This is a genomic window from Archangium violaceum (assembly GCF_016887565.1).
Lineage (GTDB): Bacteria > Myxococcota > Myxococcia > Myxococcales > Myxococcaceae > Archangium > Archangium violaceum_B.
Map to the genome: position 1 here is coordinate 1407920 of NZ_CP069396.1, position 12179 is coordinate 1420098.

Below are 12179 nucleotides of genomic sequence, written 5' to 3' on the forward strand. Positions count from 1 at the left end.
GGGCGCTTCCCCAAGACTCGAAGGGTGTGCGGGCTGGCTCGTCTCCAGGGAGGGGGCGGATCGTGCACCCAGGAAGGTGTGTTGAATGCGATTCGCGGTTTCCTCCAGGCCCACCACGTGGGTCCGGCCACTGGCGCTCAGCCTGCTTGGCCTTCTCTCGTCGGGTACGGCCCTCGCCGCCGAGCCCGCGAGTGTCTCGCTCGTCGGCTCCGTGAAGGATGCGCTGAACTGCACCGCCGGTGATACGGCTTGCACCGAGGCGCGTCTGTCCTTCGATCCGGAAGACCAGCTCTGGCGGGGCACGTTCCCCCTGAAGGCATCCACCACGTCCCCGTGGAAGTTCCGGGCGGCGGCCGATGACGGCGCTGGCTCCGTCTCCACCTATGGCAAGGGCGCGGTCCTCGATGGGCCGGAGATCGACCTGGCGCTCGGGGCGGATGCTCCGGTCAAGTTCTTCTACGACTCCAAGACGCACTGGATCACCAGCGACAAGACCTCCATCATCGCCACCGTCGCCGGCAGCTTCCAGAGCGAGCTGGGGTGCCCCGATGACTGGCAGCCGTGGTGCCTGCGCTCGTGGCTGCAGGACATCGACGGAGATGGCATCTACACCTTCTCCGCGAACCTTCCGGCGGGCTCGTATGCGTTCAAGGTGGCCCTCGATGAGAAGTGGGACACCAGCTACGGTCAGAATGGCACGGGGGGCGACATCGGCTTCTCCGTTCCGGAAGGCGGCTCCCCCGTGGACTTCAAGTTCGACTCGAAGACCCACGTTCCGACCGTCAAGGTCGTGAACGCGCCCCCCGGTGACATCCGTCTGGCTCGCGCGTACTGGGTGACCCGGGACACGCTGCTGTGGGCCCCGACGGATGTTCCCGCCGACGCGAGCTACAAGCTCCACTACGACCCCACCGGCGCGATGGTGTTGCAGCCCACGGGCGTCGTGGGCGGTCAGTCCATCTCCCTCACGGTCGACGCGGCCGGTCCGAGCGCGCAGCTCAAGGAGAAGTTCCCGCACCTCGCCAGCTACAAGGCGCTGAAGCTCGCCGAAGCGGAGCTGGGCAAGGTGCCCGAGGTCCTCAAGGGCCAGATGGCCCTCTCCGTGACGGCGGCCACCGGCAAGCTGCTCGACGCCACCTCGGTGCAGACTCCGGGCGTGCTCGACGCGCTGTACACCTACAACGGGCCGCTGGGCATCTCCTGGCATGACGGCGTGCCCACCCTCCGCCTGTGGGCTCCCACCGCCAGGTCCGTGCGGCTGCACGTGTTCGACACCTCCACCGCGACCGGGGCCAGCAGCGTGCTCGACGTGACGCACGACGCGGCCACCGGCGTCTGGAGCGTCACCGGCGACGCGAGCTGGAAGAACAAGTTCTACCTCTACGAGGTCGAGGTCTATGTCCGCTCCGAGCAGAAGGTCGTGAAGAACCTGGTGACCGACCCGTACTCGCTGAGCCTGGCCACCAACAGCAAGCGCAGCCAGCTCGTCGATCTGTCCGACGCGACGCTCGAGCCCGCGGACTGGGACTCGCTGAAGAAGCCCGACCTGGAGGCTCCCGAGGACATCGTCCTCTACGAGCTGCACGTGCGCGACTTCAGCATCAACGACGCCACCGTGCCGGCCGACAAGCGGGGCACCTTCGCCGCCTTCGCGGAGAAGACCTCCAACGGCATGAAGCACCTGGCGCGGCTCGCCAGCGCCGGCCTGACGCACGTGCACCTGCTGCCCGTGTTCGACATCGCCACCATCAACGAGAACCGCGCCGACCAGGTCGTGCCGGCGGGGGATCTCGCCTCGCTGCCCCCCGACTCGGACCAGCAGCAGGCCGCGGTGAGCGCGGTGCGCGACCAGGACGGCTTCAACTGGGGTTACGACCCGTACCACTACACCGTGCCCGAGGGCAGCTACTCCACCCAGCCCGATGGCAGCCAGCGCATCCTCGAGTTCCGCCAGATGGTGAAGGGGCTCTCCGACACCGGCCTGCGCGTGGTGATGGACGTGGTCTACAACCACACCAACGCCTCGGGTCAGGCGGCCAGCTCCGTGCTCGACCGCATCGTCCCCGGCTACTACCACCGCCTCAACTTCGACGGGAACGTCGAGACCAGCACCTGCTGCCAGAACACCGCCTCCGAGAACGCCATGATGGAGAAGCTCATGGTGGACTCGCTCGTCACCTGGGCCAGGGCCTACAAGGTGGATGGGTTCCGGTTCGACCTCATGGGCCACCACATGAAGTTCAACATGGTGAAGGTCCGCGAGGCCCTGAGCTCGCTCACCCTGGAGAAGGATGGCGTGGACGGCTCGAGGATCTACGTCTACGGCGAGGGCTGGGACTTCGGCGAGGTCGCCCAGAACGCGCGCGGCGTGAACGCCACGCAGCTGAACATGGGGGGCACGGGCATCGGCACCTTCAGTGACCGTCTGCGTGACGCCGTGCGTGGCGGTGGTCCGTTCAGCGGCCTGCAGGAGCAGGGCTTCGCCAGCGGTCTCCTCAGCGAGCCCAACGGCACCAACCAGGGCACCCCGGAAGAGCAGCGCGAGAAGCTGCTGCACTACTCGGACCTGGTCCGCGTGGGGCTGGCCGGCAACCTGCGCGACTACGAGCTCCTGGACGCGGAGGGCAACACGGTGAAGGGCTCGCAGGTGGACTACAACGGCAGTCCGGCGGGCTACACGCTGGATCCCCAGGAGGTCATCACCTACGTCTCGGCGCACGACAACGAGACGCTGTTCGATGCCATCCAGCTCAAGGCGGCTCCGTCGACCCCCATCGAGGAGCGCGTGCGCATGCAGAACCTCGCGCTGGACCTGGTGCTGCTGGCCCAGGGCATCCCCTTCATCCACGCCGGTGACGAGCTGCTGCGCTCCAAGTCCCTGGACCGCAACAGCTTCAACTCGGGCGACTGGTTCAACAAGCTCGACTTCACCTACGAGTCGAACAATTGGGGCGTGGGTCTGCCTCCGGCCGGTGACAACCAGGGGCAGTGGGACATCATGCGGCCGCTGCTCGCCAACCCGGCGCTCAAGCCGTCCAAGGAGCACATCGTCTCGGCGCTGGACCACTTCGACGAGATGCTGCGCATCCGCAAGAGCACCGCGGCGTTCCGCCAGCGCACGGCCGAGGACATCCAGTCCAAGGTGCGCTTCTACAACTCGGGCCCGGGTCAGCGCGCCGGCGTCATCGTGATGGAGATCACCGACGAGAAGGCCGCCGACGGGCACACGCGGGTGTTGGTGGTCTTCAACGGCAGCAACGAGAAGGTGCTCCAGGGCATTCCCTCGTACAAGGGCAAGCCGATGCAGCTGCACCCGGTGCAGCGGACCTCGCGTGACGCGCGTGTCCACGACACCTACTACGACGTGGTGTCGGGCTCCTTCACGGTGCCGGCGCGGACGACCGCCGTCTTCGTGAACGCCCCGGACACCCAGGGCTGCGGGTGCTCCGACTCGGGCGGTGGCACCTTCGCCGCCCTGGCGACGCTGCTGGGCGGAGCGCTGCTGGCGCGCCGCCGCCGCGCCCAGGCGTAGTCGTCCTCCCGTGAGGGTCCCCTCTCCTCCGCGAGGGGGGGACCTTCCGGCCGGGGCGGCCGCGGACCGGCCGATCGGGTCCGCGGGTGCACGTTCCGCACGCTCCTCATTCCTCCGCCCCGCACAGTGGGGTAGAGGAGCGTGCATGGACGAGAAGACGCTCACCCGACTGCTCGAGCAGGTGAAGGGCGGCAAGGTCTCCGTGGATGATGCCGTGGGACGGCTCAAGGACCTGCCCTTCGCCGAGCTCGGCTATGCCACCCTGGACACCCACCGCAGCCTGCGTTTCGGCTTCCCGGAAGTGGTGCTGGGAGAGCCGAAGACGGCGGAGCAGGTGCTGGGAATCGTAGGCAAGCTGGTGGAGCGCAAGCAGACGGTGCTGGTGACGCGGTTGCAGCCGGAGAAGGCCGAGGCGCTGCTGGCCGCCTTCCCCAAGGGCCAGTACCACGACGTGGCGCGCATCTTCCATCTGAGGCAGGGCAAGCCGAAGGCGGGCACGGTGGCGGTGGTGACGGCGGGCACCAGCGACATCCCCGTGGCGGAGGAGGCGGCCGTCACCGCGGAGGCCATGGGGGCCACGGTGAAGCGCGTGTACGACGTGGGCGTGGCGGGCATCCACCGGCTGCTGCGGCGGCGCGAGGAGATTCAAGACGCGCACGCGGCGGTGGTGGTGGCGGGCATGGAGGGGGCGCTGGCGAGCGCATTGGGCGGGCTGGTGGGCATCCCGGTGGTGGCGGTGCCGACGTCGGTGGGTTACGGGGCCAACTTCGGTGGCGTGTCGGCGCTGCTGGCGATGATCAACTCGTGCGCGTCCAACGTGGCGACGATGAACATCGACAACGGCTTCGGTGGTGGTTTCTACGCGGCGCTGATCTCGCGGACGAAGGGCCGGCGCTGAGCCAAACACCCCTCTCCCTCCGGGAGAGGGACGGGGTGAGGGTATGTCGGACCCCGAGGGAGAACCAACCGTGCGCAAGATTCTCTACCTGGAGCCGGTGGGCGGCATCGCCGGGGACATGTTCCTGGCGGCGGGCGTGGACCTGGGCGTGTCGCCGGAGGCCATCGCGCAGGCGCTGAGCGGGCTGAAGGTGCCGGGCTGGAAGCTGGCGGTGAGCCGGGCGGTGCGGCACGCCATCAGTGGCACGCACCTGGACGTGGTGCTGGACGAGCGCGAGGCCCATCCGCACCGGGCGTACGCGGACATCCGCCAGCTCATCGAGGCGGCGCCAACACTCTCTCCCAAGGCGAAGGAGCGCGCGCTCGCGGTGTTCCGCGCCATCGGCGAGGCGGAGGCGAAGGTGCACGGCGTCTCCATCGACGCCATCCACTTCCACGAGGTGGGCGCGGTGGACTCCATCGTGGACATCTGCGGGGCGGCGGTGGTGTTGGACCTGTTGGGAGACCCAGAGGTGTACGCGGCGCCGCCGCCGCTGGGGAGTGGCACCATCCGGGTGGCGCACGGGAACATGCCCATCCCCGTGCCGGCCACGCTGGAGCTGCTCAAGGACGTGCCGGTGCGCTTCGAGGGCGTGGGCGAGCTGACGACGCCCACGGGCGCGGCGCTGCTGAAGGTGCTGGCGCGAATCGGCCAGCCGCTGCCGCCGGACTTCATCGTGGAGCGCATCGGCTACGGCGTGGGGACGAAGGACTTCCGGGACAGGCCCAACGTGCTGCGCGCGTCCATGGGACGGGCGGAGGCGCGGACCGAGGGCCTCTGGGTGCTGGAGGCGAACCTGGACGACAGCACGCCGCAGCTGCTCGGCTACCTCCTCGAGCACCTGCTGGGCAAGGGAGCGCTGGATGCCTGGGTGGTGCCGGCGACGATGAAGAAGGCGCGGCCGGGGCACGTGCTGAGCGTGCTGGTGGACGGAGGCGCGAAGGAGAAGGTGGTGGACACGCTGATGCGCGAGTCCACCACACTCGGGGTGCGCTCCTACCCGGTGGAGCGGATGGCGCTGGAGCGGGACTGGGTGGAGGTGGAGACGCCGTGGGGCCGGGTGCGCGTGAAGCGCGGCCTGCGCAACGGCGAGGTGCTCAACGCCCATCCCGAGTTCGAGGACTGCCGCAAGGTGGCCGAGGCCGCGGGCGTGCCGCTCAAGCAGGTGATGGCGGCGGCGCTGGCGGCGCTCGGCTCGGGGCGGTGAGCCGGGGGCGCCCGGTCTTGCGCTCTCCTCGGTGTGCTTGTCAGAGTTCGCACGAGCCCGTCGGTCTTCGGCCTGTGGAGGTTCCCCGGTGAAAGTCGCTCATTCCCCGCTGCATGCCCGTCACGATGGTGGCAAGGAGCTGCACCGCGGCGAGCTGGTGCCGTGCTTCGAGATGCCGGTGCGCGCGGATTACATCCTGAAGGCGGTGGAGCGCGTGGGGTTCGAGGTGCGCGAGCCGCGCCCGTTCCCTCTGGAGTCGCTGCTGCGCGTCCACGACGCCGGCTTCGTCGAGTTCCTGCGCACCGCCCATGAGCAGTGGCGGGCCGCTGGCAAGGAAGGCTTCATGCTGCCCAGCGGCTTCCCCGCCCGCGCCCTGCGGCGTGACCACATCCCGTCCGGCATCAACGGCAGGATGGGCTACTACGCCTTCGACGCCAGCACGCCCATCGTCGAGGGTACCTGGGAGGCCGCCTTCGCCGCCGCCCGGTGTGCCCTGACCGCCGCCGAGTGGGTCGCCGAAGGTGACAAGAGCGCCTACGCCCTGTGCCGTCCGCCCGGACACCACGCCGGGCACTCCGTCTACGGCGGTTACTGCTTCCTCAACAACGCCGCGCTGGCGGCGCAGCACCTGCGCGACAGGGGCTTCGCGCGGGTGGCGGTGCTCGACGTGGACTACCACCACGGCAACGGCACCCAGGACATCTTCTGGGAGCGCTCCGACGTGCTGTTCGTGTCCATCCACGGCACCCCGGAGACCGAGTACCCCTACTTCCTCGGCTATGCCGACGAGCGCGGGGCCGGCGCGGGCGAGGGCTACACCCGCAACTTCCCGCTGCCGCGCGGCACCACCTGGGCGGAGTACAGCGCCGCGCTGGGGGCGGCGATGGATGTGCTCGGCGGGTTCTCGCCCGACGCCCTGGTGGTGTCGCTCGGCGTCGATACCTACGAGGGCGATCCGATCAGCTCCTTCAAGCTCTCCACCCACCACTACCCGTTGATGGGCCAGCGCCTGGCCGGGCTCAAGGTGCCGACGGTGTTCGTGCAGGAAGGCGGCTACGCCGTCGAGGACATCGGTACGAATGTCGCCGGAGTGTTGGAGGGATTTCTCGGTAAGGGTTGAGGATTTCTCGTCCTCCGGGGCAGCTCCGTGCTCCGGCCTCGACGTCTGGACGCGCGCTCCTGGCGGTCTGCCCTGGAGTGCATCTCCTTCATCGGATGCCGTGCTGTTGGGAGTGCCTCGCGCGTTCCTCTCCGGGGAATGCTTTGCCCAGTGTGAGGGCGTGTCACTGGCCTTTCAGGGGTTTCCCTTTGTGGTGCGGTGGTTGCAATGCATCCGCACGGGGGAAATGAATGAAGCAGGCCAATACAGTGATCCCGTTGCCCATACGGAATCAGGTCGCCCTGGAGAGACCCAGGAACCAGGTGGATCTGGAGCGGCTGGTGTTGCGCGCACGCAGCGGCATCGAGCGGCGCTGGACATCCTGGCTGGCCAGGGGCGTGAAGACACTCTCGTATTACGGAGGCTTCTCCGCCTCCAGGCCGCTGGGAGAGGGCGAGGCGGTCATCCTCTTCTACCACAAGGTGCAGCGGCGGCCGGTGGGAGTCTGGGGCGAGCCGGTGCTCGATGTCCGGGAGTTCGAGCGGCATGCCCTCTTCCTGGCGCGCGAGTACCAACCGGTGCTCCTGTCCGAGCTCGTCGCGGGGCTCGCGGGACGGGCGAGATTGCCCCGCCGGGCCCTGGCGCTGACCTTCGATGATGGCTACCGCAACAACCTGTACCTCGTCGCGCCCATCCTCGCGCGCCATGGCATCCCGGCCACCGTCTTCGTCACCACGGGGCTGGTGGGGACCGATCGCTGGATGTGGGCGTATGAGCTGGAGGAGCTCTTCTCCCGCAACCCGCCCGACCAGGTGTGCCGCGCGAGTGGAGACCCGGCCATCCTGCGGCTCGGCTCGCTCGGCTTGAGACCGCGAGTCCTGATGATGGCGTGCGTCGAGTACCTCAAGGAGCTGCCGCACGCGAGCATGCTCGGCATCGTGGAGCGGATGCGCGCATCGCTGCCGGTCCCGGTGAACGATGAGAACCGTTTCCTCTCCTGGGAGGAGGTGCGGGAGCTGTCGCGCCAGGGGTTCGAGATCGGAGCTCATACGGAGAACCACCCCATCCTCACGCGGCTCCCGCTCGCGGAGGTGGAGCGGGAGCTTCGGGCCTGCCGCGACACCCTCGAGGAGAAGCTGGGCGTGCGTCCGACGCTCTTCTCCTATCCCAACGGGGCCACGGACCCCGGGGTGACGGAGCTCGTGGGCCGCTACTTCGAGGCGGCGGTCACCACGCAGTCGGGAATCTGCTCGCGAGCGAGTGGGCTCCTCGAGCTTCCGCGCATCGGGGCGCCCGTTCCCGTGTCGGAGCTGGCCTTCGAGCTGACCTGGAACTATCTGCGGACAGAAGTGGCGCGGCCCGTGCCGGCACCGTGAGCAGCCGAGGGGGGAGGGGGGAAGATGGAACAGGCGGTCCGGTGGGAAGAGGTGCCCGGGCTCGACATCACCGTCGAGCAGCGGGTGGGGCTGGAGACCCTGTCCGGGTTCTCGTCCGAGTGGGACGCGCTCGCGCGAGCCACTCCTGGGGCGGGACCCTTCGCGCTCAGTGGTTGGACGCGGTTGTGGATGGAGAGCTTCGCCCCGGGTTCCACGCTGCGGGTGCTGCGTGCGAGCAGGGGCGGCCGGGCGATCGCCTTCGCTCCGCTCCTGGAGCGGCGCGGGCGTCTCGCGGGCGTGCCCGTGCGGCTGTGGCAGTCTCCGTCCAACGAGCACTCGCAGCGGGTGGCGTGGGCGCTCGACGCGGCGCGCCCGGAGGAAGCCGTGCGCGGCGTCTGGGCGCACCTCCGGGAGGAGCCCTGGGAGGTGCTCCTCCTCAAGGACATCGAGGCGGGTGGCGTGGTGGACGCGGCGCTCGGCGCGGCCGCCGGAGAGGACGGCTTCCTGGTGGCGCGCTGGCCCTCGCTCGAGTCGCCGTGGCTTCCGGTGCTCTCCCGCGGCGCGCTCGAGGAGACGCTCGATGCCAGGTTCCGCGCCAACCTCCGGCGGCGGCGCAAGAAGCTCGCGCGGCAGGGCCCGCTCGTGCTGCGCCGTGTGGACGATGAGGCTTCCGTCTCCCGTGCGCTCGAGGAGGGGCTCGCGCTCGAAGGGAGCGGGTGGAAGGGGCGCGGTGGGACGGCCATCGTCTGCCGTCCGGAGACGCTCGCCTTCTACACGCGGCTGGCCCGGCTCGCCGCGTCGGGGGGATGGCTCTCCCTCTATACGCTCTCGGCGGGCGACCATCCCGTGGCCTTCCACTTCGGGCTGGAGTACGGGGGCCGCTACTACCTGCTCAAGCCCGGCTACGACGAGCGCTTCTCCGAGTGCTCTCCGGGCCAGCTCCTCGTCGAGGACGTGCTGGAGGAGCTCTCCCACCGGGGCACGGCGGAGTTCGATTTCCTGGGCCCGCGGATGACCTGGAAGCTCGACTGGACCGAGCGGCTCCGTTCTCACGTCTGGTTGTTCATCGTCCGGCCCTCGCTCAAGGGTCGGCTCCTGCACGCGGCTCGCTTCCGCCATGGACCGGCGCTGAAGCGATGGATTCGGGAGGTGGGTGGATGGAAACATTGATGGCCATTCCGTCGATGCCGGACCTCGGCCCGGCGCAACTGCTGCCGCGCCGGGGCGGCAAGGTGCTCTTTCCCTTCAACAGGCACGGGCTCGAGCTGACCTACCTCGGCCGCAACGCCGTCTGGCGGGCCGCCAGGATGCTGGGGCTCGAAGGGTGCGAGGTCATCGTCCCGGCGTACCACCATGGTGTGGAAGTCTCGGCCCTGCTCCACGCGGGAGCGCGGCTCCGGTTCGCGCGCGTGGATGCGTCGGGACGGTTGGATCCGGACGATGTCCGAGCGCGCGTGGGCCCTCGCACGCGCGCCATCTATGTCATTCATTACGCGGGGTTCCCCCAGCCGCTCGATGCGCTGCTGGAGATCGCCCGCGAGGCTGGCGCCTTCCTGATCGAGGACTGCGCGCTGTCGCTCTTCTCCCGCGAGGGCGTGTATCCGCTGGGAAGCAGGGGCGATGCCGCCATCTTCTGTTTCTACAAAACGCTCCCCGTGCCTCATGGCGGAGGTCTGCTCCTGCGAGAGGCTCACGCGGAGCGGCTCGCGGACCTGGCACCTCCTCCGCTCCTGCCAACGCTCTCGCACATGGCTGGCTCGATGCTGGTGGGTGCCGAGCGCCGGTTCCAGGGTCCGGGCAGGTGGCTGCGCTCGATGGCGAAGACCTTCACCGGGCGCGTCCGGGCCCGGGCGCGGCTCGAGGACGTTCCGGTGGGAACCCAGGCCTTCGAGCCGGGAGCGGTTCATCTCGGGATGAGCCCCGTCGTCGCGAGGGCGCTGGGGTCCGTGGACGCGGAGCAGGTGGTGCGCCGCCGCCGCGCCAACTGGCTCTTTCTCCACGAGCGGATCGGCAGGCCCGAGCGAGCGACGTGGTCCTCGCTGCCGCCAGGGGTGTGCCCGCTCTTCTATGCGCTGGAGGTGGAGGACAAGGCTCGCGCCCTGCGCCTGCTGTGGTCACGGGGCATCCAGGCGGTCGATTTCTGGAGGTCCGGTCATCCCGCAGCCTCGTGCGAGCGCTTCCCCGAGGTGGAGGCACTGCGCCAGCGGGTGGTGGAGCTCCCCTGTCATCAAGCGCTCGGCTCCGAGGAGCTCGAGCATGTCGCGAAGGTGGCGAGGGAGGCGCTGGAGGCATGAACAGCCGCTGGACAGTGGGCATCGTGAGGGAGACGCGGGGCTTCCTGGCGCTCCGGGACGAGTGGCGGCGCTTGTACGGGTCCGTCCGGGCGCGCGTCTTCAACACCTGGGAATGGCTCTTCGGCTGGCACCTCCACTTCGGCAGGGAGCGGCGGCTCTTCATCCTCACGGCACGGGACGAGACGGGCGGGCTCGTCGGAGTGCTGCCGCTCTCCATCGAGGAGCAGCGGTGGGCAGGTGGCCGCCTCCGGTGGCTCCGGTTCCTGGGGGATGAGGCCGTGGGCAGCGACTACCTGGATGCCATCCTCCGGCCCGGGGATGAGCCGGCCATCGCCGGGGCGCTGGTGGATGCGCTCGCGAGCACCTGGCGCGAGTGGGACATCCTGGAGCTGGCCGACATGGAGGAGACGTCTCCCCTCGTGGCGCTCCTGAGAGCGCGCTGCGAGGCTCGAGGGTGGCACCTGGAGAGCACCGGGCGGAACCGCTGTCCGTACGAGGCTTTCGAGGTGGGCGAGAGCTTCGACACCCTGCTGGCCCGGGTGCCCCGGGCCGACAACTACCTGCGCCGTCGCAAGTGGCTCGAACGCCAGAAGGGCTTCGCCATCACGAAGGCGGAGGACCCCGAGGCGCTCGCCCTCGCGCTGCCCGAGTTCTTCCGGTTGCATGCCCTGCGTTGGGGAGCGCGCAGCTCGCTCGATGCGCCAGACGTCCAGGAGTTCCACCGTGCGGTGGTGCCGCTCCTGGCGGCGGAGGGAAAGGTCCGCGTCTACCTGCTGTCCGTGGAGGGCAGGGCGGTGGCATCGGTCTACGCCCTGCTGCACGGGCGCACCTTCAGTTATTACAACGCGGGATATGACCCCGAGTGGAAGGCGCGGAGCGTGGGGCTCGTCCTCGTGGGCGAGACGTTCCGCGATGCGCTGGCCGAGGGCTTTTCCGAGTACGACTTCCTGCGCGGTGTCGAGGCGTACAAGTCGGACTGGACGCGGGGGCTCCGGACGACGGTGCGGCTGCGCATCACCCGGCCGGCGAGCCTCGGCGATTGGGTCGTGCGTGCCCAGGCGCTCGAACAGACGGCCCGAGGCGTGCTCCGGGATGCGCTCCCCGGGGAGGTGCTCACACGCCTCCGGCGGTTGCGGTCGCGGGGTCAGGAGGTACCGGTGAGGTGATGGAGGCGCTCAGCTCGGGGCGGTGAGCCGGTCCAGGACGAGGGCGAGGAAGTCGCTCTCGCCGTGGAAGGCCCAGCCCAGGTGCGTCTTGCAGGCGGCGCACAGGGCGTACTCCCAGACGAAGCCCGGGAACCAGCTCGCCTCCGCGGTGAGCGGGCCGATGACGAGGCAGCCCTCGGCCCGCGCGAAGCAGCCGAAGTGGAAGACGAACCCGGATGGGTTCACGCGCGTGTGGCCGTGCCGGCCGTTGACGGTGGTGCGGTCTCGCTCGTGGGTGATGACGTGGCCGCACCGCGCGCAGCACAGGGGCGTCTCCGGAGCTCGGGATTCGGTGTCTTCCTTTGACTGGCTGGTGGGCGTGGTCTCGGTGGGCGCCGGGGGCTTGCCCTTGAGTCGTCGTGCTTCAGGGGTTGGCCAGGGGGACGGATTCATGGCTCGGACGAACGGACGGTAGACCCTCACCCTGTCCCTCTCCCAGAGGGAGAGGGGACTCTTCCCGACTGCTCTTGCCCATGCGCGTGGCCGGATGCAAGCCCGGGCCCGCGTGGTATGTCCGCCTCGCGAGTGG

At 69.4% G+C, this 12179-nt stretch carries 9 protein-coding genes; 8 read left to right on the forward strand and 1 reads right to left on the reverse strand.

Features of this window, described 5'->3' with window-relative positions; genetic code table 11:
- The first annotated feature begins 85 nt into the window (after positions 1–85).
- From pulA to JRI60_RS06070, 8 genes are all read left to right on the forward strand, one after another.
- Positions 86–3532: a pullulanase-type alpha-1,6-glucosidase gene (gene pulA, locus JRI60_RS06035; protein WP_204224899.1), complete on the forward strand. Its 3447-nt coding sequence runs from the start codon at positions 86–88 to the stop codon at positions 3530–3532.
- Between the two features lie 145 nt (positions 3533–3677).
- Positions 3678–4430, forward strand: coding sequence for a nickel pincer cofactor biosynthesis protein LarB (gene larB / locus JRI60_RS06040; protein ID WP_204224900.1), 753 nt, complete (start codon positions 3678–3680; stop codon positions 4428–4430).
- A gap of 70 nt (positions 4431–4500) precedes the next feature.
- Positions 4501–5676, forward strand: a complete 1176-nt coding sequence (gene larC / locus JRI60_RS06045) for a nickel pincer cofactor biosynthesis protein LarC (protein ID WP_204224901.1) — start codon at positions 4501–4503, stop codon at positions 5674–5676.
- 88 nt (positions 5677–5764) lie between these two features.
- Positions 5765–6796, forward strand: a complete 1032-nt coding sequence (locus tag JRI60_RS06050; RefSeq protein ID WP_204224902.1) for a histone deacetylase family protein — start codon at positions 5765–5767, stop codon at positions 6794–6796.
- A gap of 257 nt (positions 6797–7053) precedes the next feature.
- A complete protein-coding gene (locus JRI60_RS06055) occupies positions 7054–8151 on the forward strand; it encodes a polysaccharide deacetylase family protein (protein WP_204224903.1) in 1098 nt (365 codons plus the stop codon).
- A 24-nt stretch (positions 8152–8175) separates the two neighbouring features.
- A complete protein-coding gene (locus tag JRI60_RS06060; protein WP_204224904.1) occupies positions 8176–9321 on the forward strand; it encodes a GNAT family N-acetyltransferase in 1146 nt (381 codons plus the stop codon).
- A complete protein-coding gene (locus JRI60_RS06065) occupies positions 9309–10445 on the forward strand; it encodes an aminotransferase class V-fold PLP-dependent enzyme (RefSeq protein ID WP_204224905.1) in 1137 nt (378 codons plus the stop codon). Before JRI60_RS06060 ends, JRI60_RS06065 begins: the two co-directional genes overlap by 13 nt.
- Positions 10442–11611, forward strand: coding sequence for a GNAT family N-acetyltransferase (locus JRI60_RS06070; RefSeq protein WP_204224906.1), 1170 nt, complete (start codon positions 10442–10444; stop codon positions 11609–11611). Before JRI60_RS06065 ends, JRI60_RS06070 begins: the two co-directional genes overlap by 4 nt.
- A 9-nt stretch (positions 11612–11620) precedes the next feature.
- Here the strand turns inward: JRI60_RS06070 and JRI60_RS06075 are convergent, their stop codons facing one another.
- The gene (locus JRI60_RS06075) at positions 11621–12043 is read right to left on the reverse strand and encodes a cereblon family protein (protein WP_204224907.1); all 423 of its coding nucleotides are present in this window, start codon (positions 12041–12043) and stop codon (positions 11621–11623) included.
- Positions 12044–12179 lie beyond the last annotated feature (136 nt).